25 protein-coding genes and 1 pseudogene are annotated in these 23,359 nt (G+C 60.5%); 13 read left to right on the top strand and 13 right to left on the bottom strand.

Features of this window, described 5'->3' with window-relative positions; translation table 11 throughout:
* Nucleotides 1–57 precede the first annotated feature (57 nt).
* Nucleotides 58–951, bottom strand: a complete 894-nt coding sequence (locus BKG76_RS22080; RefSeq protein ID WP_070939814.1) for a LysR substrate-binding domain-containing protein — start codon at nucleotides 949–951, stop codon at nucleotides 58–60.
* Between the two features lie 223 nt (nucleotides 952–1,174).
* Here BKG76_RS22080 and BKG76_RS22075 point away from each other — a divergent pair, with 223 nt between their 5' ends.
* Both BKG76_RS22075 and BKG76_RS22070 read left to right on the top strand, forming a co-directional pair.
* A complete protein-coding gene (locus BKG76_RS22075) occupies nucleotides 1,175–2,029 on the top strand; it encodes a M24 family metallopeptidase (protein ID WP_070939813.1) in 855 nt (284 codons plus the stop codon).
* Nucleotides 2,030–2,125: 96 nt separating this feature from the next.
* Nucleotides 2,126–2,866, top strand: coding sequence for a pirin family protein (locus BKG76_RS22070; protein ID WP_070940063.1), 741 nt, complete (start codon nucleotides 2,126–2,128; stop codon nucleotides 2,864–2,866).
* A gap of 70 nt (nucleotides 2,867–2,936) precedes the next feature.
* Here BKG76_RS22070 and BKG76_RS22065 read toward each other — a convergent pair whose 3' ends face one another.
* A complete protein-coding gene (locus BKG76_RS22065) occupies nucleotides 2,937–3,488 on the bottom strand; it encodes a YaeQ family protein (protein WP_070939812.1) in 552 nt (183 codons plus the stop codon).
* A 302-nt stretch (nucleotides 3,489–3,790) separates the two neighbouring features.
* On the opposite strand from BKG76_RS22065, the gene BKG76_RS22060 reads away from it, so the two are divergent.
* Nucleotides 3,791–4,039, top strand: a complete 249-nt coding sequence (locus BKG76_RS22060; RefSeq protein WP_005058085.1) for a DUF3297 family protein — start codon at nucleotides 3,791–3,793, stop codon at nucleotides 4,037–4,039.
* A gap of 194 nt (nucleotides 4,040–4,233) precedes the next feature.
* Here BKG76_RS22060 and BKG76_RS22055 read toward each other — a convergent pair whose 3' ends face one another.
* From BKG76_RS22055 to BKG76_RS22045, 3 genes are all read right to left on the bottom strand, one after another.
* Nucleotides 4,234–4,986: a hypothetical protein gene (locus BKG76_RS22055; RefSeq protein WP_070939811.1), complete on the bottom strand. Its 753-nt coding sequence runs from the start codon at nucleotides 4,984–4,986 to the stop codon at nucleotides 4,234–4,236.
* A gap of 347 nt (nucleotides 4,987–5,333) precedes the next feature.
* Nucleotides 5,334–6,203 (bottom strand): oxidoreductase, encoded by an 870-nt coding sequence (locus BKG76_RS22050; protein ID WP_070939810.1) that lies wholly within the window; start codon nucleotides 6,201–6,203, stop codon nucleotides 5,334–5,336.
* Nucleotides 6,204–6,269: 66 nt separating this feature from the next.
* Nucleotides 6,270–6,818, bottom strand: coding sequence for an NAD(P)H-dependent oxidoreductase (locus tag BKG76_RS22045; protein WP_070940062.1), 549 nt, complete (start codon nucleotides 6,816–6,818; stop codon nucleotides 6,270–6,272).
* A 163-nt stretch (nucleotides 6,819–6,981) separates the two neighbouring features.
* On the opposite strand from BKG76_RS22045, the gene BKG76_RS22040 reads away from it, so the two are divergent.
* Both BKG76_RS22040 and BKG76_RS22035 read left to right on the top strand, forming a co-directional pair.
* A complete protein-coding gene (locus tag BKG76_RS22040) occupies nucleotides 6,982–7,890 on the top strand; it encodes a LysR family transcriptional regulator (protein WP_083338202.1) in 909 nt (302 codons plus the stop codon).
* Between the two features lie 722 nt (nucleotides 7,891–8,612).
* Nucleotides 8,613–9,563, top strand: a complete 951-nt coding sequence (locus BKG76_RS22035) for an alpha/beta fold hydrolase (protein ID WP_330220047.1) — start codon at nucleotides 8,613–8,615, stop codon at nucleotides 9,561–9,563.
* A gap of 109 nt (nucleotides 9,564–9,672) precedes the next feature.
* Here the strand turns inward: BKG76_RS22035 and BKG76_RS22030 are convergent, their stop codons facing one another.
* Nucleotides 9,673–10,959 carry an MFS transporter gene (locus BKG76_RS22030; RefSeq protein WP_070940061.1) on the bottom strand — a complete coding sequence of 429 codons (1,287 nt, stop codon included), beginning with the start codon at nucleotides 10,957–10,959 and terminating at the stop codon, nucleotides 9,673–9,675.
* 463 nt (nucleotides 10,960–11,422) lie between these two features.
* On the opposite strand from BKG76_RS22030, the gene BKG76_RS22025 reads away from it, so the two are divergent.
* Nucleotides 11,423–11,950: a DUF5994 family protein gene (locus BKG76_RS22025; protein ID WP_070939807.1), complete on the top strand. Its 528-nt coding sequence runs from the start codon at nucleotides 11,423–11,425 to the stop codon at nucleotides 11,948–11,950.
* Complete coding sequence (locus BKG76_RS22020; protein ID WP_070939806.1) at nucleotides 11,947–12,414, top strand: DUF5994 family protein; 468 nt, start codon at nucleotides 11,947–11,949, stop codon at nucleotides 12,412–12,414. The genes BKG76_RS22025 and BKG76_RS22020 overlap by 4 nt, the downstream gene beginning before the upstream one ends.
* A gap of 21 nt (nucleotides 12,415–12,435) precedes the next feature.
* Here BKG76_RS22020 and BKG76_RS22015 read toward each other — a convergent pair whose 3' ends face one another.
* Nucleotides 12,436–13,452 carry a glycosyltransferase family 4 protein gene (locus BKG76_RS22015; RefSeq protein WP_070939805.1) on the bottom strand — a complete coding sequence of 339 codons (1,017 nt, stop codon included), beginning with the start codon at nucleotides 13,450–13,452 and terminating at the stop codon, nucleotides 12,436–12,438.
* A 340-nt stretch (nucleotides 13,453–13,792) separates the two neighbouring features.
* On the opposite strand from BKG76_RS22015, the gene BKG76_RS22010 reads away from it, so the two are divergent.
* From BKG76_RS22010 to BKG76_RS22000, 3 genes are all read left to right on the top strand, one after another.
* Nucleotides 13,793–14,986, top strand: coding sequence for a glycosyltransferase (locus BKG76_RS22010; RefSeq protein ID WP_070939804.1), 1,194 nt, complete (start codon nucleotides 13,793–13,795; stop codon nucleotides 14,984–14,986).
* Nucleotides 14,983–15,993, top strand: a complete 1,011-nt coding sequence (locus BKG76_RS22005) for a glycosyltransferase (protein WP_070939803.1) — start codon at nucleotides 14,983–14,985, stop codon at nucleotides 15,991–15,993. Before BKG76_RS22010 ends, BKG76_RS22005 begins: the two co-directional genes overlap by 4 nt.
* A 152-nt stretch (nucleotides 15,994–16,145) precedes the next feature.
* Nucleotides 16,146–17,477, top strand: coding sequence for a glycoside hydrolase family 130 protein (locus BKG76_RS22000; protein ID WP_236737619.1), 1,332 nt, complete (start codon nucleotides 16,146–16,148; stop codon nucleotides 17,475–17,477).
* Between the two features lie 26 nt (nucleotides 17,478–17,503).
* On the opposite strand, the gene BKG76_RS24620 is transcribed toward BKG76_RS22000, so the two are convergent.
* The 4 genes and pseudogenes from BKG76_RS24620 to BKG76_RS21985 form a co-directional block, all read right to left on the bottom strand.
* The gene (locus tag BKG76_RS24620) at nucleotides 17,504–18,355 is read right to left on the bottom strand and encodes a universal stress protein (protein ID WP_083338168.1); all 852 of its coding nucleotides are present in this window, start codon (nucleotides 18,353–18,355) and stop codon (nucleotides 17,504–17,506) included.
* Between the two features lie 31 nt (nucleotides 18,356–18,386).
* Nucleotides 18,387–19,652, bottom strand: a pseudogene (locus BKG76_RS21995) (fatty acid desaturase family protein).
* 90 nt (nucleotides 19,653–19,742) lie between these two features.
* Entirely contained in the window at nucleotides 19,743–19,952 is a 210-nt protein-coding gene (locus tag BKG76_RS21990; RefSeq protein ID WP_070939801.1) for a flagellar basal body-associated FliL family protein, read from the bottom strand.
* Between the two features lie 64 nt (nucleotides 19,953–20,016).
* A complete protein-coding gene (locus BKG76_RS21985; RefSeq protein WP_070940060.1) occupies nucleotides 20,017–20,241 on the bottom strand; it encodes a hypothetical protein in 225 nt (74 codons plus the stop codon).
* 436 nt (nucleotides 20,242–20,677) lie between these two features.
* Here BKG76_RS21985 and BKG76_RS21975 point away from each other — a divergent pair, with 436 nt between their 5' ends.
* Nucleotides 20,678–21,421, top strand: coding sequence for a TetR/AcrR family transcriptional regulator C-terminal domain-containing protein (locus BKG76_RS21975; RefSeq protein ID WP_070939799.1), 744 nt, complete (start codon nucleotides 20,678–20,680; stop codon nucleotides 21,419–21,421).
* A 39-nt stretch (nucleotides 21,422–21,460) separates the two neighbouring features.
* Here the strand turns inward: BKG76_RS21975 and BKG76_RS25195 are convergent, their stop codons facing one another.
* Nucleotides 21,461–21,619: a DUF6307 family protein gene (locus tag BKG76_RS25195; protein WP_165611546.1), complete on the bottom strand. Its 159-nt coding sequence runs from the start codon at nucleotides 21,617–21,619 to the stop codon at nucleotides 21,461–21,463.
* Between BKG76_RS25195 and BKG76_RS21970 the strand changes: the two genes are divergently transcribed.
* On the top strand, nucleotides 21,618–21,851 hold the full coding sequence (locus tag BKG76_RS21970) for a hypothetical protein (RefSeq protein WP_070939798.1): 234 nt from the start codon (nucleotides 21,618–21,620) through the stop codon (nucleotides 21,849–21,851). The two genes, BKG76_RS25195 and BKG76_RS21970, sit on opposite strands and share 2 nt — an antisense overlap.
* A gap of 216 nt (nucleotides 21,852–22,067) precedes the next feature.
* Nucleotides 22,068–22,598, top strand: coding sequence for a DUF5994 family protein (locus BKG76_RS21965; RefSeq protein ID WP_070940059.1), 531 nt, complete (start codon nucleotides 22,068–22,070; stop codon nucleotides 22,596–22,598).
* A gap of 8 nt (nucleotides 22,599–22,606) precedes the next feature.
* Here the strand turns inward: BKG76_RS21965 and BKG76_RS21960 are convergent, their stop codons facing one another.
* Nucleotides 22,607–23,266 (bottom strand): VIT1/CCC1 transporter family protein, encoded by a 660-nt coding sequence (locus BKG76_RS21960; protein ID WP_164911085.1) that lies wholly within the window; start codon nucleotides 23,264–23,266, stop codon nucleotides 22,607–22,609.
* Nucleotides 23,267–23,359 lie beyond the last annotated feature (93 nt).

Raw genomic sequence — 23,359 nt, 5'->3', positions numbered from 1 at the left:
TTGATTTGTTTATAGGATCAGATCACCACAGGAATGGCTTGCCGTTTTGAAAAGAGCTTATTCTCGATTCTCTGCAGAGAGGTTCTCGCGGAGCCATGTGACGAACGTGTCGATGTCCTTCTTTCGTGGGTGGTCTTCCATCCACGTGACGTAATAATCAAGCTGCGCGGGTACCTCGGCCGTCCCAATGCGAACGAGCTCGCCGCGCGCCAGGAAGGGCGCTGCCATGTGGCAGCGGATCATCGCCGCCCCCTGTCCCGAGATCACCGCTTGCAGCAGAGCGCCCGCGTCACGGTAAACCGGGCCTTTTTCGGGAGGGGGATCTTCGATTCCGGCCGCTTCGAAAAACTCCCGCCACGATCGGGATCCGAAGCGGAGCAGTGGGACTTCAGCTAGTTGTTTGTTGCCTAAATCTGGGTAGCGGGCGGCGAAGTCCGGGCTGCAGACACAGATGACGCTGTCTTCGGTCAGGCGCACACTTCTATACCCGTGAGCGGTGGCCTTCTGGTGCCAGATCCCGATGTCGGCGGTGCGAGGGTCAGGCGGCGTGATATTGGTGTGCGGGGCCACTGTCAACTCTATTTCGGGATACTGGGCTGTGAACGTACCGAGTTGGGGGATGAGCCAGAACATGGCGAAGTCCGTCATGACACTGAGAAGCAAAGGCGTGACCGCGGCGCCTTGCCGCGCGCTCGTTTCAGCGAGCGCCTGATCGATCTCGTTCAAGGCCCTTCGGATCCGTGAGGCCAAGCGGCTGCATTCCGGGGTTGGCAGCATCTGCGTTCCTGATCGAACGAACAAGCTGATCCCGAGAGACAACTCCAACTGCCGGATTTGGTGGCTGATCGCGCTGTGGGTGACGTAGCGCTCGGTGGCAGCGAGCGAGTAGCTTCTGCGTCGCTCTGCGGCCTCCAGGGCCCGAAGGCTCGCGTAGTTCACCGGCGGGACCATCTGGACTCCTCTGCAGGCCCTGCGTTGACTTTGACTGTAGTCAACGACTTTTTCGGCAGAACCGCCTGAAATATTACCCTGATCAGAATTCGTCAACAAAATCTATTCACAGTCCCATTGAAATACTTTCGTTCGATTTACCGGACGCTTCCGACTAAATTCGAGTTGATCGCGAATCAGCATCGAAAAGAGTTGTACAAATTAATGTGAGGAGAGGGCTGTTATGGGTCACGGCGTGGACTATGACACGATTTCAATCAAGTCTCCCGAAGACGTCGCGAAACTCCGGGTCGCGGGAAGCATTGCCGCGAAGGTCCTTGAAGAGATATCGCCGCACGTGCTCCCTGGTGTCACCACCAACGAGATCAATGCGATCGCACACTCGTTGATCGTGGACAAGTATGGGGCGGAGATCGATCGCGAGGACCTGAGTGGTTATGACGCGAGTCAGTACGCTTCAATCTCCATCGCGCACAACGATGTCGCGTTCAGCGGCGAGCCGACAGATGCCCCGTTGCGGATCGGTGATCTGTTCGGCGTCGATATCAGCTTGAAGAAGGATGGCTGGTGCGGGGACACGCAACGGATGTGGATCGTCGGCGACGAGACTTCTTCGGAGGCAAGACTGCTCAACGCGGTCGGCTACCAGGCCATGTGTCTGGGAATCAGCCTGGTGCAACCAGGGGCGAAGATCCAGGACATCGCAGAACGCGTGCAGACTTACGTCGAGTCCTTCGGCTTCTCCATGCTCCGGGTACCCAGCGGCACCGGACATTCGACGGGTCAGGTGCACGCCGACGGATGGCTCATCCCTTACTACAAAGACCCACGCAACGAAGGGCGCGTACTGGAGAAGGGGATGGTTATCACTGTGGAGCCGTTCATATGTGCGGGATCTGGAGAAGGTAAGAGGCTTGACACACCCACACGGCCGGCCGTCACCGCGGATGGGTCGCTCGCCGTGTACTGGGAGCACGTCGTCGCGGTCACAGACAACGGATGCGAAGTACTCGACCTGCGAAAGGGAGAAGACGTCACCTTCTACTCCCATCGCCAGGTGGTGTTCACGGATCAGTGAGGCGAATCGCCAGGGCGCGGTCATGATCTGTGGCGCTGAGGAATATCTCGATGAACCCTTCCGTTTAGTGAGGCACGAGATGGAGGTGTGATCAACATGGCGCAGGTGCGGGTCATCCGAAGCGAAGATCGGGGCAACTGGCGAAGCGAATGGCTCGACTCATGGCAGTCGTTCCCGGCAACCGGAAATTTCGACTTTGCCGCCAATGCCCATGGTGTGCTGTTGATCCACAACGATGACACCGTCGAGCCCGGCGAAGGGTTCGACATGCACGCGCACCGCGACGCCGAGATCATCACGTGGGTGCTGGAAGGCTCAGTGGTCCACAAAGATTCGATCGGCAACGACGGTGTCATATACCCAGGCTTGGCACAGCGGATGAGCGCGGGGAGTGGAATCAATCATTCGGAGCGCAATGGGGCAGGGCGCAAAGAACGCCAAAAACTGCGTGTAGTGCAAATGTGGCTTCCCCCTGACGAACTCGGTGTTACACCCAACTACGCGCAACTCGACATACAGAAAGAGCTGGCTGCCGGCGCATTGGTTCCAGTCGCTTCGGGTATGCCTCAACATCGCGACGACGCAGCGATCAGCATCGGAAACCGGAGCGCCACCCTGTACGCGGCCCGACTCGCGGAGGGGGCCGCGGTGAATGTGCCCGATGCCCCGTTCGGACATGTGTACGTCGCCAAGGGCCGCGTTGATTTTGAAGCCCATGGAACGCTGAACCGCGGGGACGCCGTTCGTCTCACCGCGACGGGTGGGCACCGAATTACTGCGACCGAGGATTCTGAACTGTTGGTGTGGGAAATGCACACCTCGACGTCGGCCGGGTGAAAGTCGGCGCCGGGTCACGACTTTAGCTTCGGCCAAGCATGCGTGCCTGTTCCAACTCGGGCTCAGACGTTCACTCCAATGGCTCGGGCGTGAACGTGACGTCGACCCCGCTTACGGTCATCGTCACCTGACCTTCGATCACCATCACCTGCGCCGAGAGCCGTCGATCGACAGCCTGGGCCAGTTGCTGCACCGCTGCGTGCGGTATCTGCATTACCGACAGGTTCGACAGCCCCGCCACTTTGGGGCCGACGGTGCGCCACCAGGTGGCCACGCCGGCGGCGAATGGGAAGAGCAGCACCTGGTCGGCCTGGCTGGCCGCCTTGCCCAATGCGCGTTCATCGGGCTGGCCGACGTTGACCCACTCCAGGATCCGGCCGGTGTAGTCGGCTAGCCGCAAGTCCGGTACACCAGGAGTGGACAGGCCTGGCCCGAACGCCAACTCGCCGTCGACGTCGCTGAGTCGGTGTGCACGGAGCCCAAAAGCCAACAAGCGCACCACCATCCGCTCATCGGTCTCGCTGGGATGACGGGCCACGGTCAGTGCGTGATCGGCGTAGTAACCGTGATCGACATCGGAGACGCCAAGTTCGACTTTGAAAACTGTTGCAGAAAGGGCCACGCTATAGTGTCCACCCAAGTGGTGCCCCCCGAGCAGTCAGGCCGCATTCAGTGGTCACGACGCCTAGCCGGACGCCAGTTCGAGTCGCCACCCAGGCACGCAACCATGCAGCAACAGTGGGGTACGGCGACGGCGCACGATGGGAGAGTGGCGCATTCCTCCCGATACGAACGTGCGGAATTCATCAGAAGCGGCAGGGGAGAGCGGCCCTCCTAGACCTACGCGCAACCCACTACTGCACGGTCGCGTAGATTCTTCGAGAACAATCCGAGCACCTAACGCAGCATTCAACGAAGGCCATCATGTCCGAGGATCAGAACACAGACGTTCCACCGAATCACCTCTCCATCGATCCGCGTAGCGCCTTCTATAGCGAAGAGGTGCTTCGCCGCGACGTGGGTATTCGCTTTAATGGTGTCGAGAAAACCAATGTTCACGAATACAACGTGGCCGAGGGTTGGGTGCGTGTCGAAGTCCCCACTGCGAAGGATCGCCGCGGAAATCCTATGGTCGTCAAGCTCAGTGGCACGGTTGAACCTTTTTTCCGCTGAGCACAATGCGGACGCCCCCGGATTTCTAGCGCGGCTGTCAATCGGCTCCGGCGGTCGGCCCGTGACTCGAGCGGCAGCGAGCAAGTTACAACGAGTGCCTGCGATTCAGTTGAGTTGCGACGGGGGAGAAACGCCGTCGACCTTCCGGCGCGGGGGTGGGCGCCTCGCGGCGAAATCGCTCAGGACCGGCCACATCAGTGCTTAGACGCGTACTCAACCTTGGTGACGATCCACCGGTTCTTCTGGTACTCGAGAGTGGTGGCCCAGGTCCCGTGTGTGGTCTGCGGTGCAGGGTTTCTAGATGTCGTTACCGACCAGGCGATCTGTGACTCAACGCGGGCATTGGTACCGGAGCACTCGACCTGCGTGCTGGTCAGTTCGGCGATATGCGAGACGTATCGATCTGCGCCCGGAATCGTGCTGACGGAGCGGAATGCTTCTTCGGACTGTGTGTAAACCTCAGGGGATAGACGCTCCTTGAGCGCGGGCAGGTTCTGCTCTGCGAGACCGGTGAACTCGAGGCTCAGGTGGGCAACCTCCTCGGCGGCGGCGACCGTGGTCTCGCAGTGGTTCGAGGCGCGTCGGATGACGAAGTAGGCGGTGATGCCCCCTGCGATCACTAGTACTGCGACAGCTGCGACCACCGCCCATCGCATCCGGCGGTTCCCGGACGCCGCGGCTGAAGGCGTGGGTGCCGGCAAGGTCGAGGCAGCGTTCTCCGATTCAGCAGGCTGGCCAGACTGTATGCCCGGCACTGCGGGTCCACCGGCAGCCAGCGGTACAGCGAGTTCTGCTACCAGCGTGCGCAGCTGGCCATCGTCGTCGAGATCGATCTGCTGCTTGTAGGCCTGGTCGGCCACTGCCTTCACCTGGTCGCGGCTGATGGTTTGCCCCGTCAGCGCCGTGATCCGCTGGGAAAGCTCGTCGAGCCGGTCGTGCACAGTCATGCTCGCTACCCTAACCACTCCTTCACCGTCCCTGCGGCCACCGGGATCCATTTGAAGGGCAACTTGTGTCGACCCGCAGCCGAAGATGATGGGACGAGCGGTGGCCGGCAGGTAGGCGGGTGAGGATTCATCTGGATGCGATATGCAGTAGTTTGCTGGTAACCCTGCATATTCGATTTCACACTATTCGGCCGTGGACCGTAGCCGGGTTGGGCCTTCATTCTGAGCGCGGGACAATGCAATCTGTCTACATTCCGACACGGCAATCGAGGAGAGTTGCAAGGCGGCTAGTTGTAAACTGGTGTGATCGTAATCGGGTTGTGCGACAGGGCTTTTGATGGCCGTTCTCATGAGGCGATGCTGTTCAGCGTGGTCAGATCGTTCTTGGAGAGGAACAACGCAGCTCCGGTGACGTTGTCGCGTAGATGTGCGACCGATGAGGTCCCCGGGATCAGCAGAATGTTGGGTGAGCGCCGAAGTAGCCACGCTAGTGCAACGGCGATCGGTGTGGTGTCGAGACGGGTGGCGACCGATCGCAGTTCGTCGAACTGCAGCGGGGAGAAGCCGCCGAGCGGGAAGTAGGGCACATATGCGATGCCTTGCTCGGCAAGGGAATTGATCAGCCGATCGTCGGCTCGGTGGGCGAGGTTGTAAAAGTTCTGCACGCAGACGACCGGCGCGATGGATTGCGCCTCGACGATCTGCGCGGGGGTCACGGTGCTCAGCCCGAGGTGTCTGATTAGTCCGTCTTGCTGCAGTTTGGCGAGCACGGTGAACGGTTCGGCGATCGAGCCAGGTGTAGGTGTCTGGAATCCTCCGACGCGCAGGTTAACGACGTCGAGGGTGTCGAGTCCGAGATGGTCGAGATTGTCGTAAACGGCCTGGCGTAACTGCTCGGGCGCTAGGGCCTTGGGCCAGCCGCCTTCGGCGTCTCTCCGCGATCCGACCTTGGTGACAATGTGCAACGAATCGGGGTAGGGGTATAGGGCTTCTTTGATGATCTGGTTGGTGACGTGAGGACCGTAGAAATCGCTGGTGTCGATGTGGGTGATGCCCAGGCTCACCGCCTCGCGCAAAACTGCCGCCGCCGCGCCGCGGTCGGCGGGCGGGCCCAACACCTGCGGCCCGGCCAACTGCATCGCGCCGTACCCCATCCGGGTGACCGTCAGATTCTCGGCCATCGTGAATGTACCGCCAGGAAGTGCCGTCGCCGCCATCTGTCTCCTCAATTGTCTTCCTTCCCAATCTCTTCCAGCCACTGCAAGCATCCCGCTGCTTGTTCACTACTGAGCCGATGTCGCGTCGAACGTCAGCCGGGCAGCCACCTTGACAGCGCGCAAAGCCTGGTGGCGGGCTGCATCCAGAGCGAACTCCGTGGGAGGGTTGCCGAAGCCGGCGACGTGCCCGGCCCCGTGAGGGTTGCCCGACTGCATCTGCTCGACTAATGGGACCGGGGCCGTGAAGCCGGGCGGCACGATGATCCCGCCCCAGTGGGTGAAGATCGTCGTAAAATTCGTCAGGGTGGTCTCTTGACCGCCGTGCGTGCTCGCGCTGGAGACGAAGGCTCCGTACACCTTGCCGGCCAGCTTGCCCGCCCGCCACAGGTCACCGGTGCTGTCGATGTACGTCTTGAGTCCGGCGGCGATCGTGCCATAGTGGCTGGGCGTCCCGAACAAGACGACGTCGGCCCATTCCATGTCGTCGTTGCTGGCGTCTTCGGCTGAGAGCAGGCGCACGTCGGCCCCGGCCGTGGTTGCGCCCTCGGCGGCCGCCGCCGCCAACCCTTTGATGCTGCCGGTCTCGCTGTAGTAGATCACTGCAACGTTAATCATCAGCACTCCATTTTCCTTTGTTCCCAACGGTCACCAGCGCGATCGTCTGCTCACTTATGTCGTCGATCCTGCCGGGGGAGCGAGTGAGCCGTCCAAGATCAGCTGGGTGGGCGGCGATACCGCGCGGGTATCGATCGTGGTGAGGGGCCGATACGATGACCTGGTGGAGACGCGGGAGTTGCGATACTTCGTCGCTGTCGCCGAGGAGCTGCACTTCGGGCGGGCCGCGCACCGGCTAACGATCGCGCAACCACCGCTGTCGCGGGCGATCCAGCAGCTCGAACGGCGACTCGGAGTGATACTGCTGCACCGCAGCACCCGCGGCATCTCTTTGACCGAGGCCGGGCAGGTGCTGCTGAGGGAGGCCCGGGCCGCGCTAGAGGCGGTCGAAGCCGCTCAGCGCCGCACTCGTCGCGCCGCTACCGAGAAGCCCGGTGTGGTGCTGGCCACGAAGGCCGGAGCTTCCAGCGAACTGTTGTCCAGACTTCTGGACGTCTACGCCGCAGAACCCGGCGCTGTCGACGTCGAGGTGGTGTTGTGTGGACCCGGCGAGCAGGAAAGACTGCTGCGCGACGGGCGCGCCGACGTCGCGCTGCTGCAGCGGCCCTACGACACCACCGCCGGATTCGACACTCAGGACCTGCACACCGAACAGCAGGTCCTGATCCTGCCCGTAGGCCATCCCTTCGCTGACCGACCAGACATATCGACAGCCGAGGTCAACGCCCTGATCGACCTGCCCTTGCCACGCTGGCCGCGACAGGACGGGAGCTATCGCGACGGACCCGGCCCGCAGGTGCGCGATCACACCCAGCTGTTCCAGCTGATCGCTCTCGGACGGGCTTGCGCGTTCGTACCTGAATCAGTCCGGGTACCGCTGCGCGACGACCTCGCCATAGTGCCCGTACTAGACGCACCAGCCGTCACTACCGTTATCGCCTGGCCACCACACACCCGATCCGAAGCTGTCGCCGACCTCGTCCGCACCGCGACACGTCTAAAACTCGGAACCGAATCCAGCCGAACAATCTCAACCATCGAGCACTCGTCGGCCGTGCAGGAGAGTGGCTAGTTATGCATCCGCCGCAATAACCAGACTTTCAACTGACATAATGTGTCTTATCGGCGTTAGATATATACAGGGCGGGCGACAGGAAGCGGCGTCACGTGCGCCTATCTCGTATAAATACCCCGCCTGCGCCTATCGCCGACCACAAGCCCTACGCCTCCTCGCAATCAGCGGGCCGTAAAGCGCACAGCCTCGGCGACCATCGAATGACCACACATGCATCGGCGGCTTTCATGCCGGCCAGTCCGATACCCAAACATCCCAAAACCTCTCGGACGCGGCACATTTGGCGATTTGGTGGCCCCGTTCAGCTATCTAGCCCCACACCCGCAAAACGTCACTGTGACGATACGATACCGACGGGACTTACGTCAGGCTCGGCCTGTCAACGGCTAGTGCAACCGCCCGCCGTGCGATTCCGTCGCGCGTGGCCAACCGCGCGCCATTGAATCGCATCCGATTTGCATGCGCGGCCATCCGGCCCCCTTCCCGTGGTTGCCTCCTTCCCTCCCGCCACCCATCATTATGTCACTGTGACGGAATGATGGGTGAATCCGCCTGCCCGACAAGCCCTTTGGATCTCAATGATCGTCGCATGGTCGCTGATCCCAGGCAGTCCCGCCGCGGCTCGCTGAAGCGCACGGGCCCACCAGAAGCTGGCGGACGATCGGGAAATCCCGCCGATCACACACCACCCCCATCCGGAGTACCCGCAAAACCGCGGTATGGCGGCTTCCATCTTGCAATCGACTTGTAAATATAAAGTAAAGATGATTATATCAACTATCGAGCAAGGGGTGGCCATGACAGTCGCAGACAGACCCGCTTGGGTTGATGATGAGTTGTTCCCGTTTGAAAGCCGATTCATCGGCATCGATGGGCACCATATCCACTACGTGGATGAGGGATCGGGACCCACATTGGTGTTCCTGCATGGCAACCCAACCTGGTCGTTCGACTACAGCGAAGTCATCCAATCCCTGCGGCAAGAATTTCGTTGTGTCGCAGTGGATTACCCTGGATTCGGACTGTCACAAGCAGCGCCAGGATACCGGTATTTGCCCGCAGAACATGCCCAGGTGATCAGCGCTTTCGTGGACGCACTCGGACTGAACGGGGTGACACTGGTCGCCCATGACTGGGGCGGCCCAATCGGCTTGGCGGCCGTGCAGAAACGCCCCGAAGTCTTCAACCGATTGGTACTGACCAACACCTGGGCATGGCCCGTCAATGACCCGTTGATACAGATCATGTCGCACGTGATGGGCAGCTCGATCGGACGCCTGGCTATCCGGCAACTCAACCTCTTCGTCAATCTGATGATCCCCGTTGGGCACCGACTGCACAAGCCGACCGCCGAGCAGATGGCCCACTACCAGAAGGCGCTCGGCAGCCCCGCGCGGCGGGAAGCTTCGGCAGTATTTCCCCGCGAAATCACCTCCAGCCGAGAATTTCTCGCTGACATCGAAGCCGGGCTGACCGAAATCGCAGCACTGCCGACGCTAATCATCTGGGGTGACGCCGACTTCGCATTTGGCGAGAGCGAACTACGACGGTGGGAACACACTTTCTCCGATCACCAGACCGTCAGCGTCAAGGGCGCCGGCCACTTCGTGCCCTCTGACGCACCCGAACAGTTCGCGGAAGCGATCCGCGACTGGCACGGCGGCAGGTAGTAGCGTCCTACGACAAGCACTCTCGGAACACTCCAGGCCCTCGATCCTGCTGGGCCCTGATGAAGTCAGTTGCCCATTTGATGAAAGGGCTTGTGAGATGCCTCGGCGACTATACGGCTAAGCCGGGTTCCTGGTTAAGTGTCTGAGGCTGAATGGATTTCGAGGGTTCTCTGATGGCGCAGATTGCGGCGAGAGTCGTCGCGCAGAAGATCGCGCCCGTGAGCATGGGCGCATTGGGGCCGCCGCTATCGATGACGACACCGCCGAACAGGGCACCGCCCGCGATTGCACAGTTGAATACCAGGACGTAGAGAGAAGTGGTGGCTTCGCCACTCTGCCTGTCGCTGACGCGTAGTACGAAGGTTTGTAGCGCGACGGGCAGCGCCGAGTAAGACGCTCCCCATATGACCATCCACAGAGCTACTAGTAAGAGCGAATATGTGGGGATCATCATCAGCAATACACCGGCGGTCATCACTACGGTCAGCCCGGCAAGGACAGGCCGGACTGTGCGAAACCTGTTGAGCAGTGCGGCCGATGCGAAATTTCCCGCGACACCAGCGATGCCATAGCACAGCAGGAATACCCCGATCAGCCCAGCATTGATCCCGCGGGCCTCGCCCAGAAACGGAGCGATGTAGGTATAGGCGCTGTAGTTCCCGATGACAATGCCTGCGGTGACGATCAGTACTCGACGCACCGGCTTGGACTTCAACAGTGGCGCCAGGTCGGAGAAGGCAAACGATCGCCGGGACGGAAGCGACGGGAGCAACAAACGGATAAGAACGCACGTGAGACCGCACAGTGCCGACAAGAGCGCGAACGCCCAGCGCCATCCCAAGATGCTGCCCAGAAAAGCGCCGCAGGGAACACCAAGTACCAAAGCCAGTGAGATACCCGAGAAGACGGCCGCGGTGGCCCGCACTGCATCTCGATCGGCGACGAGACGAATCGCCACGCTGGCAACGATGGCCCACATGAGTCCATGGATCACGCCGCAGGTAAACCGCGAGACCATAAACAGGGCGTGGTTGAGAGAGGCAGCAGATAGTGCGTTGCCTACGGTAAACACTGCCAGGATCGTCAGCAGCAATGTCCGTCGATCGATGCGACCGGCGAGGACGGTAGTAGCGGGGGCCAAGAGCCCGGCGAGGATGCCGTACAGGGTCACGCTCAGCCCGGCCTGGCCTTCGGAGACATGCAAGTCGCGCGCGATTGAGGGCAGCAGGCCCATCGGCATCATTTCCGTTGTGGTGACGGCGAAAACCGCCACTCCTACTGTGGCGACCGCCAGCCATTTACGTATCGTTGTCTTGGCTTCAGTCGCGGACGCGAGGTCGGATGCCTGCGTGTCGATAGCCTGGGACGGGACGCGTTGTCGGTGCCCGGCTGTCATGATGTCGTCGCCTCCCGTACGCGCAGTCGTCCGAGCCGCCTTGCCCTCGTTGGGATTGACTCTGCTTCGCTTGTGTGGATGTATCCGCGACGTCCGATCGATCCGATCGCTAGCGGCGATTTCCTGGACGATCTTATCTCCTGCGGCCCACGCCTCGTCATGCTGATCGCGCGAAAGCAAGCGCCATAGCACTCCCCTGCGGCCCGGGCCGTTTCGTCATTGTGACGAGCGTTTTGTCATATCAGGCTGCGCCACAACAAATTCAGCAGTCTTGGACCAATCCTGCTGTGTGAGCCCCGCCAGCCATCGACACCAAATTTCCTGGGTTACTGACTACTAGCGCTGCGCAGGTCGTCAGCGGAGTAGGCTGAGCGCAGACGGTCTCTTGCACTTGCCCATCTTGCGGACGAGGCACCGTCGAGTTATTCGGCGCCGGTCACGGATCCGAGGCTAGGAGCGTCAGATGACGCATCAGATTTTCTCTCCGCCACGATCCAAATTGGCACTACGTCTTCGCCTGGATCCGAAAACGGGATACGCCGACGGATCCTGGTGGCCGTGGTCGAATGACCTGTCGATCGAGCTTCCTCAGCTGCTCACGCAGCTGAGTATCGACCTTGGTCCCATCGATCGGGTTACCTATCGGCTCGGGGAATGGGCGCCAACCTCGAGCCGGATACTTTTCCTCAACCGGCTGGTGCATCTGGGTTGGTCACTTCTGCAGCCAGCCAACACCATCAGCGTCCGAGGGGCGACTGGAGTGCATCTGACCCTATTGATAGTCGCGTCCTCCAGCGAGTCACCTTTCGAGCAAAACACCATCGCGGATGAAGCAACCCTGGGTAACGCGGAAATCATCGCTCAGCTGGCACCGTCTGACATCACAGGGTTGACACGGTGGATCGACACCTTTGAGGCTGAGAACCAATGGGACTCCGACGGTGGAGCCCAGCTGGCGCCGGTCTCGCGGCGGGCTAGGCGGACATCATGACACGCGTGGCCACACCGGCGACGCTGGTGACATTCCAAAGTAGCGACCCCGTACGTCTTCGGTTGAAGCCCGACGGCGATTGGAGCGGGTATGTCGATGGCGCCTGGTGGCCGCACTCACGAGACATAGCGCAAGAATTGCCAACGGTTTTGGATGCTGCGGCATCTCGACTCGGAACCGTCAAACGGGTGATTTACCGTATCCAGGAATGGGATGCGGCCCCCAGGCAATTGCGCTACGGCGATCGCATGGTGTCTTTGGACGGATACCGCTACCAGCGGGCGGACACTGTCTACATCAGCGATCTGGATCGTCGTCAACTGGTGCTCCTGGTCATCCCTCCGATGACCGACCCGCACGTCGCCCACGATGCGATGACGAAGGCAGCGACCCCGGGAAGCACTTCCGCCCCAACGGCACTGTTATCGACTGAACCCTTGTCGGCGGCACGCAGGGCCGGTTGACGGCCCTACTCGATGAAGCGTCTATGAGCGCGGTCGACAAATCCTCTCGAAGAGCGCTAAGTATGCATCGACGCATCGGTCTGCGCTGAAACGCTTCTCCACGTCTGCCCTACATGCGTAACGGTCCAGCGTCTCGATATCCGCCACCGCGGCGACGGCGCTCCCGGTATCGACCACAAGGAATCCCGTTGAATCGTGCTGAATCAGTTCCGGCATGGACCCTAACGGTGTCGCGATCACCGGAGTTCCGGTCGCAAGGGATTCAACAACTGACAGCCCAAACGGCTCAGCGAAACTGATCAAGTGAAGTAGCGCTCGCGCACCGCCCAATAGTTCGTCACGCTTCAAGGGCCCCACCGGACCCACGTAGGTCACTTCCGCGCCGGTGAGATGCGGTTCGACCGCTGCACGGAAATACTTCTCGTCCTGGATTATCCCCGCGATGATGAGCGGTAGACCGGCACGCCTCGCCACATCAATCGCCACATGGGTCCCTTTGTCGGGATGAATCCTGCCGAGAAACAACAGATATTTTCCCACCGTGGGAACGAATGTAAACTTTGATAAGTCAATACCGTGATAAATCGTCGAGTCATAGCGCAGCGCCGGATGTCTGTTCGCATTACTGATCGCTACGTAATGCGCAATATCATCAAAGGCTTGATAGACCGGCACGATCTTTGGTGATGAAAAGCCGTGGATCGTCGTGACCATCGGGACGGACACCAGACGACTGTAGGTCAGCGGCATGAAGTCGAAGTGATTGGCCAATACATCGAACTCATCGCCATGCTCGAAAACGCTCGAATTATGCAGTGCTTCGCAAACTTTAGCGTCGGCCCCCTCGGATTCCTCGTAGCCCGATTGCACCGTGCCGAATAGTCGCGCCGATGTCGTGGAGTCCGCAGTGGCGAACAAGGTGACCTCATGCCCACGGGCCACAAACCCCTCGGTCAGCGTAGACGCGATCTGTTCCCAGGGGCCGTAATTCAGTGGCGGCAACCGGTGAGCCACCGATGCGATGACACCTATCTTCATCAGATCCTCAATTTCCGGCGCGATTCCGTCTATCGAGAAATTGATCCGACAGCTAGTGCCAAATTCACTGTATCAGGGAAAATAGTTACGCGTTGAGCCCGGTTTGACCTCCAGCTCAGTAGTCTCACGGCCTGAATATTTCCCGAAAAAATGCTAGACTAACGATTGTTACTCCACCTTGTGGAGCAACAATTTCTGGTATTTCCCCAAATTGTGGTGGTCGATCTGCCGGTGTGATGCTCAGGCGGATTCTCAAGCGCTTCGGCGCGGCACTGAGAGCCAATTGAGTGGCGGCTGGCGACAACTAGATTTGCGCTGCCCGAAGCGGAAAGGCCGACACGTGCCAGTTCTGTCCTATGGAGTTCTCAGCACCTATCCCCCGACCCAGTGCGGGTTGGCGACGTTCACCCGGTCATTGGTCGAATCGATCGCCATGGGCAGCGACATCGTCTCTGCCCCAGGAAATTTCGATCGTCCGCCGAGCGAAGGGGTGCACTCCGTGGAGGTAGTCGCGCTGGTGGACGCGGTTTCCGAGACAGCCCCGGTTGGTGTCGTGCATCAATGGGTACGCAGCGCCAGGAAGGGTGCAAAGGCGGCAGCCGCCGTACTCAATCGCCACGATGTGGTCGTAATTCAGCACGAGTACGGGATATTTGGCGGCAGAGACGGATCAGATGTATTGGAAATTGTTCGAGCCCTGAGGGTTCCGACCATTTCCGTTTTCCACACCGTGCTGGTCACTCCGACCGCGCACCAGCGGATGATCCTGGAGAAGCTCGCCGAGGCGACCACTGCGATCGTCACGATGACGCACACCGCTCGTCAACGTCTGATCGATCATTACTCTGTGGACCCGACGAAAATTCGGGTCATACCGCATGGTGCGGCCGACATACGATCCCAGCCCACGGACCCACACCAGCCGATCACACGGACACCGGTGATCTTGACGTGGGGACTCCTCGGTGAAGGCAAAGGGATTGAATGGGCCATCGATGCGATGGCATTGATCGCCGACTTACGGCCCGCGGCACTGTATCGGGTAGTTGGCCAAACTCACCCGAAAGTCGCAGAACGACAAGGTGATTCCTATCGCGCTGGTCTCATCGCGCGCGCACAACGCCGTGGAGTCGCCCATGCGGTGCACTTCGATGCGCGTTACCTTGATCAAGTCGAACTGCGTCGGCTGATTCGTCAGGCAGACGTTGTACTACTCCCGTATGACTCACGCGAGCAGGTGACATCTGGCGTATTGATCGAAGCTGTCGCAGCAGGAAAACCGGTGATATCAACGGCGTTCCCGCATGCAATGGAACTGCTGTCGACCGGCGCGGGTCTATTGGTCGACCGACAAGACCCCTCCGCGATAGCGTCCGCGCTGCGCCTCGTCCTCACCGAGCCGCACCTGTCGGCCCGCATGAGCGCGGAGGCAAATCGCATTGCCCCGGAACTATTTTGGCCGGCGATTGGCCGAAAGTACCGCGAGCTGGCCGCCGAAATGCACGATATCGATTCCGTCATGGCCTCAGCATGAGCACCATCGCCATCTCCTACGCGCACCTAACGCGCCTCAGCGATGCACACGGGATCTTCGAGCATGCGAAGTTCGCCGAGCCCCGCATCGATCACGGGTATTGCGTCGACGACGTATCGCGCGCACTCGTTGTCATAGCACGCGAGCCGGAACGCACCGAGCAACAGCAGGCACTTGCGCGGATCTACCTGGATTTCCTCGTGGATGCGCAGAGCCTGGATGGGCAGTTCCGAAACCGCCGTTCGGTCGACCTCGTTTGGGAGGACGATCCGAGCGTTGCCGATCATTGGGGCCGCGCCATCTGGGCATTGGGGTCGGTCGCCAACCAGATGCCCGAGCTAGCTCCGGAAGCGTTGACGCACTTCGATATCAGCATCGGCCGCCGCTCACCGTGGCCGAGGCCGATGGCTTTCGCGGCGCTCGGCGCAGCTGAAGTATTGCGCACACGCCCTCGTCACAAAGGTGCCAGGGCCCTGCTCACCAGCGCGAGCGCGTTGATCGGGGCGCCGACCCGCCGATCGGATTGGCGCTGGCCACAGCCACGCCTGCACTATGCCAACGCGGTACTAGCGGAGGGGTTGCTGGCAGTAGGCGCCGGACTGGGCTTAGGGCGGACCTATGCCGACGGGCTCGTGATGCTGCGCTGGCTGCTGGCGATCGAAACCTCAGGGGGCCATCTTTCGGTCACCCCCGTGGGCGGGTGGGCCACCGGCGATCCACGGCCCGGTTTCGATCAGCAGCCCATCGAGGTGTCGACGTTGGCCGACGCCTGCGCTCGCGCCTACGACGACACCGGCGACCACCGCTGGTATGACGCCGTGATGCTTTGCGAAGCATGGTTTCTCGGTGCCAACGACGTCGGTATCTCGATGTTCGACCCTGTCAGCGGGGGCGGCTGCGACGGGCTCGAGCAATACGGCAGAAACGAGAACCAAGGGGCCGAGTCGACCTTGGCCCTGATTTCCACCCTCCAACAAGCACGCCGCCTCCGGCAGCCCAGACCATGACGGACAAAGCCACCGCCGCATTGGTCGAACCAGTGCGACGTGGCTCGCAAGTCCTCTCCCCTGACGCTCGGCGCGTCTTGGCTAAGTTGTTTCTTCCTGGCCAAGAAATTCTGGCTCAAGGCATTTCGCGCGCAGACACCATCATCGGCCGCGTGCTGAGGCTGACCCAAGAGGAGGTCCGGACTACCCTCGCCGATACCGCAGGCCGATTCTGTGACCGGCACCGCGGGCTCGACGCGATATTCGCAGCGCATTTTGCCCTCGTGCAGCACCGCCTCCCGCAAGGGGTATCACTGACACCCCAACGCCAGCAGCTGATCGGCGCTTGTTTCACCCAGGAGTACGCCATCGAAGCTGCGGCACTGCTGAACCCATCGATTGTCGCGCACCCCGACCAATCAGGGCTGGAAGCTGGCGAATGCCGCTTTGTCATGAGCCTGCGAGCTATCGGCGAAGGACATATCTCGAGCATCGAGTTTCGCACGGGCGTGCTCGCACCCAATGATTCCGTGCGTATCGACGCACCTGGCCACTTCGCGAACGCCGGCGAGCACACCGCCGCCGTGGTATCTCGCGACTTCCTGCGAGCGGCACTCGCCGAGCGCGGCGACGCCGAGGCCGCCACACATGTACTCGGCCTGCTGCCGGAGAAGTTCGACGCGGCCACCCTCGAGGAGGCGCTGACCTCCGTCGGCCGCGATCGCCTGACTCGTGGCAGCACGGACGCCGTGACGGACCACATCCGGTGGATTGCTTCCTGCAACTACCGGCTGACGTATCCGGCCGACCGCCCGCTATCCGAGCGCGTCGTCTTTCCCGCAAGTCCCGACGAAAGCCACGGAATCGAAGATGCGCGCTTCACCAGATTCCGTGACGATGACGGCTCCGTCAGCTACTACGCGACCTATACGGCCTTCAACGGCTCCAAAGTCGTTCCGCGTCTTTTGCATACCCGTGACTTTGTCACGTTCGACAGCAACCAGCTGACTGGGTCCGCCGCTAAAGACAAAGGCATGACGTTGTTCCCCCGCCGTTTACACGGCACCTATCTCATGCTGTCCCGCTGGGATCGGGAAAGTATCAGCCTCGCCAGTTCACCGGATGCCCTGGTTTGGAGCGATCCGATCACGATCTATAGACCGAGCCGGCCGTGGGAGCTGATCCAGCTTGGTAATTGTGGGCCGCCGATCGAAACGGCCGAAGGCTGGCTGGTGCTGACCCATGGCGTTGGTCCGATGCGCACCTACGGGATTGGGGCGATTCTGCTGGATCTCGATGACCCCACCACGGTCATCGGAGTGCTGCGCGAACCATTGCTGGTGCCCAACGAATCCGAGCGGGACGGCTACGTGCCCAACGTCGTCTACTCCTGCGGCGCGCTGGTTCATCGAGACGTACTGGTCCTGCCCTACGGTTGCAGCGACTCCGCAGTCCGGCTCGCCTTCGTTGACCTGCCCCCGCTGCTCGAGCTCCTCAAGGCATGACGCTGCACGCTATGAGGCGTGCATGTCTATCGATGGCGGACCACAAGAACTGAGCTTCCCGACCCACCGGATGATGCACATAGGCGCGCCGTCTGGTTCCACTCGGCGGCCCCGATCACCGTAAGAGCAATCGGTTCTTGACATCTGGCAATGAACCGAGAGATACGTGAACGTGTAGTCACCGGATACATATGAACGTCCCGATACTGTTCACGCAGGCACGCGATCCGGCGATCTAGTTCATGGTGCATTCCGTCGGCAAGGTTATGCGACCACGGACTTATGGCAAGTACGGGTAGCTGACGCAGGTGCGCCTCGCGCATTGCGTAATCAGCAACACGGTGGTTGTCGTCTGTACCGTTGATGGACAGCGCAATCCACCTTTGGGAGAGGTTGTTCCAGCTCCGTGCAGCCGCCGGGCTCTCCAGCGTTGTCGGCTCTGAAGAGCTGTCCGCATCAGGCCTTTGGGCTACCAGGACCGGGCAGTGGGCATGCTCGGCCAGTTCGGTCGCTGTAGAGCCCAGAACGGCCGCTGCGAAACGCCCGGTCCCTACACAAACAAGACTTGCGCTTCGTGATTCGACGATAAGCGCTTCAGCAGGAGGACCTCTGAGGACAACAGAGTCAATCTCCACCGGCTTGCCCAAACCTTCGATCGCGGCCGCCGCTGACCGCAGCACTGTCTCGGCATACTGCCCATCTTTTCGATACTCGTCAACGAAAGATCTGGCGGTGACCGCAGTCCTCGTCACATGGACAAGACACAGCGGTACATCACGGCTGATAGCCTCATCGACCGCCAATTCCGCGGCGAAAAGCGCCGCCCGTGATCCGTCGATCCCGACCACCACGGGGCCATTTAGTTCGTTCTCGCTCATCAGAGTCTCCGTTCCACGGACATCTGCTGTTTCACTGGTGCAGGCGCCCAACTGTTGTGCGAGCACGGTGCCGTTGATGCACATCTGCGATCGCTGTTTTCAGCCCCCGTCTCCGGTTGGTGGCGGGATCAACAGGCGCAACACGGGGCCTCGCAGCAAGGAACATCCGCTCACTTCGGGTCTCGGGTGCGTCGTCGGCTGTGTCGTGCAGATATCTGTCGGGGAGTGAGAGCTTGGCGATAGTGCGCCACGTTTTGGCGTACTGGGCCGGAAATGATCCCGTTGTGTAGGGCAGGTCGTATTTCTCGCAAATCCCTTTGACCCGAATGGATATCAGGTGGAGCCGGTTGCTCGGCAGGTCGGGAAACAGATGATGTTCGATCTGATAGCACAAGTTGCCGCTCATCAATCGCAGGAGCGGCCCGGCTTCGAAGTCCGCCCCTCCGAGCATCTGCCGCAGGTACCACTACCCTCTATTCTCGCCATCTACCGCTGTCGTCGCGAATTTCTCTGCGCCCTCGGGGAAGTGGCCGCAGAAGATCACGGCATTCGACCACAGGTTGCGGATCATGTTCGCGACAAGATTGGCTGTAAGGGTCGATTTGTAGGACGCCCCAGGCGACAGCACGGTAAGCATCGGAAAGACCACGTAGTCTTTGAAAACCTGCCGCCCGGCCTTGACGAGAAATTCACGTATGCGTTTCAGCGACACCTTGCGGTCTGACCGCCCTGCAAAGAAATTCTCAAGCTCTAAGGGCTGCAATCCAATTCCCCACTCGAAACCCAGGGCCAGGACTGCGTTGAGAAGCAGGTTTCCCAGGTTCCATGGTGTCCACTGCTGATCTCTGGTGACCCGCAAAAGCCCAAAGCCCACGTCATGGTCCACACCCAGGATGTTGGTGTATTTGTGATGCATGAAGTTGTGAGTGAGACGCCAATGCTTGGAGACTGAGCTCATGTCCCACTCCCATGTCGAGGAGTGGATCTCGGGATCATTCATCCAATCCCATTGACCATGCACGACGTTGTGGCCGATCTCCATGTTCTCCACAATTTTGGCCACACCCAGTGTGGCAGCGCCTGACCACCACGTTGCCCGGTACGCGCTCAGGAAAAGGATCATCCGGCCTGCCACCTCCAGCACTCGCTGAGCGGCGATGGTCCGGTGTATGTACCGCGCGTCCCGGTTACCGCGCGACGACTCGACCTCACGGCGGACTTCGTCGAGCTCTCCCATGAGATTTTCGATGTCGGCGTCGGTCAAGTGTGCGAATGCCGCGACGTCTGTAACGGCCATCCGCTCCTCACCTTCCTGCCAAAATAGATCTGCACTGACGCTCGCAACCGCGGCACGGCGCTCACGTATGATGTTTACCGGCAACCAATCTCATTCTCTGTGGCCATCACTGCGGCCGGGCGCAACGGCTGACTTGTTCGCCTTCGCCAATGTGTGCTGTTCCGCAGCCTGGCGGATCTGTTCCGCTTCGGCTCGCCCGTATCGGTGGTGCTCGTTGTACGCCATGAGTGCGATGGCGGCGATGAGGAGAATCCCTGCGACCACGACGAGGATGATCAAGAAAATAGCGCTGGTGGCCATCTAGACTCCTTAAGTTGTTACATAGATAGGTGATTCGGGTCATCACCCAAGGGTTTGACGGGTATCAGCCACTGGGCGCGGGACCGCTGCAGCCCGCCGCCTTCGAATCGAGGCCGGCGTAGTTGAGCGGACCGGCCACAACCGTCAAAGCAATCGTTGCGATGCCTCCACAACTATGTGTGTTCGCAAAATAGCCACGTTGTCCGGTCACGACGGCGCCCAAGATGAGCCAGCTGAGTACCAGTAGTTCCAGATAGTGGACGATGCGCTCCTTGTGGGACTTAGTCATCGAACGCATTTCGTGTCGTTCGCTAGTACTCATGTGGCGATTCCTTCGCCGTCTCCGACGGTAACGGGCTCATATACGCAAGCCAGGCTGCTCGGCGTGCCCCGCACCGCCTCACCGTCGACGGTATGACCGACGGCGGGGCGTCTCCTCCCCTTATGACGCGATGGTCAAAATCAGCAAAATCTCCATCGACAAGGGCAACGTCGTCAGCAGCAATCAGCACTGCCGTGAGCCCAACAACCATCGCGATGGCCAGAGCGGTAAATCCGATGATTGTCATCATCTTGCCTCTGATCCTGATGCGATAAGTCCAGTACACGCCTGTCATCACCCTTTGTCAACACTGTTGATAACAGCGTTGACCAGCAATGTAAGGTTGGTTCAGACCGAGCGGACCGACGGGACGCACTTCCCGAGATGAAGGTGTCACAGCAAAATGCCCAAACAGCCAGCCAGGCCTGCCGCTCACGACGGTCAGGACCCTGTTCGCAGTCCTGCGGGCCGAACCGACAGCCGGCTGACTCGCGCGATGATCTTGCAAGCGGCTCTCGAGATCGTCGACCGACGCGGGATTGATGGCCTATCGATGCGCCGCCTTGGTGAGGCCTTGGGCCGCGATCCAGTCACGCTGTACCGCCATATCCCGAGTAAGGCCGCGCTTCTCGATGGGGTGGCCGAGATGGTGCTTGCAGAACTTGTGGTTGATACCAGCGCCACGGACTGGGAAGCCCAACTGCGTGCTGTTGCACACGATTTCCGCCGGTTGGCGCTACGACACCCTAACGCGGTGCCGCTACTTGTGACCCGCCCGCTGTCCACTCCACTCGGGCAACGGCCGCCAGGAATGCTACGGCCCCTTGAGAATATCCTCCGACTGCTCACGTCCACGGGGTTTCGCGGTGAGGAGGCCCTCCACGCCTATCGAGTGCTTTTTGGCTATCTACACGGGCACATCCTCAACGAGCTTCAGGAAGTCATCGAACGCCCGGAGGAGACCGACCACGTGCTCCAACTCGGGCTGCACCGACTACCGATCACCGAGTTCCCGCTACTGCGCTCCTTGGCGCCGGCCTTGGCTTCTTACGACGGTGCCGCAGAGCTAGACCACGGGCTCGACCTGCTTCTACCCGGCCTTAGTTCACCTCGCGCCGACCCCGCCCGCGCCGGCGAAACCACCTGAAACACATCCTCATCCGCACCGGATATTGGCCAGCGAGTGCTATCGGATCGTTTCCGGGATCGATTCCAGTGCGTGCAAAACGTAGACCGCCGCCGAGTTGGCGGCATCGTCTTCGAGCGTCGACGACGCCATGAGCGCCTGGGCTACCAATTCGACGCGCTTCTCGTAAGGGGTTCGGAACGTGATCGTAGATTCCATGATCTCTGTCCTGTTCGGTCAGGCCTGTTTCGAGCACCACAGCGGTGCCCGGCCCGACAAGCTCTACGCTACGCCTACGCCGGTGTCGGTCACGTCGGTCGGATCGACATGGGGCGATGTCGCCGAACTCGTTCGAAAATCTCACGGGATAGCGGCGCGCGCGTTGCAGTCACAGACATCCTCGGACACTTTGTTTTTCGGTGAGCGTCTCGACTCCCCCATTTCCGCATAGATGCCAACCTGGGAAGCTCTGTCAGTGAAATCCATAGCGGTGCAAGCATTCCTAGAGGCGTGACACCGTGTATGCCCATTGCCAACTTCACCGCGTCCATACCGCAAATTCGGAGTAGGCTGGTGGCACGACGGTATTTTGGCACTCGCTCATCGATGGACGCGGCCGCGTCGAAGTATTCGACCCCGCATGTGGGGCCGAGATGAGGAGCGTCCGATGACGCATCGAGTGTTTTCAAAGCCACAAAGCGGATCAGCGGTTCGTCTTCGGTTAAAGCCGAAGGCGCCTACCACTGGACACGTAGATGGTGCATGGTGGCCATATTCCACCGACCTGATGGTGGAATTGCCTCAGCTGTTGAGAGTTCTCAGTGTCCGCTTGGGTTCGATCGACCGGGTTGGTTATCGCGTTTCAGAATGGAGGTCAGGCTCGCGGCGCATGCTGTTTCCCGACAATCTCGCACGTCTGAACTGGTCACTGCACCAACCATGCAACACCATTAGCGTCGAAGGAGAACACGGGTCTGTTCTGACCCTGTTGGTTGTCCCTCCCGAGACGGAGCCGTACGTCGCCCACACCAGCATGATGACTGCAGCAGCCCCAGGAAACACCAAGACTGTCAATCAATTGCTATCCGTGGACACCCCGGATGTGCTGCAGCGAGCCGACGCATTCGCGGCACAGAATCAGTGGGATTCCGAAGGCGGTTCACAGGGTGTCGAGAACAGCGTCATGACTGCGTCCTAGGCACGGGCTTACGTCACGGCGTGACCGACGGCTGTTCCGATCAGATAGGTGACCGCCATGGCGATCAACCCACCAATTGTGACGCGCAGTATTGCCCGGGTGCGGTCGGCGTGACCGACGGTGGCGCTGATCCATCCGGTCAACATCAATGCCAAGCAGACTGCGACGACCGTGGTCGGAATTCTCCACGCCGGCGGAGGTGCCAAGATCGCGATCAGCGGCAGCAGCGCACCGGTCAGAAACGATACGGCCGACGACAACGCGGCTTGCCACGGGTTGGCCAGCTCATCCGGATCGATTCCCAACTCAGCCTCGGCGTGAGCGGCAAACGCGTCGTGCGCGGTGAGCTCGGTCGCTACTTGCCGAGCCGTTCCGCGAGACAGACCTTTTGACTCGTAGATCGCGGCGAGTTCATCGAGCTCTTCATCCGGTAGTTCATGTAGTTCCCGACGTTCCTTATCCAACAGCGCTCGTTCGGTGTCACGCTGAGTACTGACCGAGACGTATTCCCCGAGAGCCATCGATACGGCTCCTGCCGCAACGCCGGCAACACCCGCGGTGAAGATGGGCGCTCGTTCGAGCGTCGCTGCCGCAACCCCAACCACGATGCCCGCAACAGACACAATGCCGTCGTTGGCACCCAATACACCTGCGCGCAACCAGTTCAGTTTGCCGCCAGCGCCCGAGACATGAGGTTCGGCGGAATGGGCGATCAACGACTTGGCCACACCGCCACCTAAACAGCTATGAACAGTGTTGTC

The organism is Mycobacteroides franklinii, assembly GCF_001853795.1.
GTDB lineage: Bacteria > Actinomycetota > Actinomycetes > Mycobacteriales > Mycobacteriaceae > Mycobacterium > Mycobacterium franklinii.
This window is presented reverse-complemented; position numbering and strand designations above follow the sequence as displayed.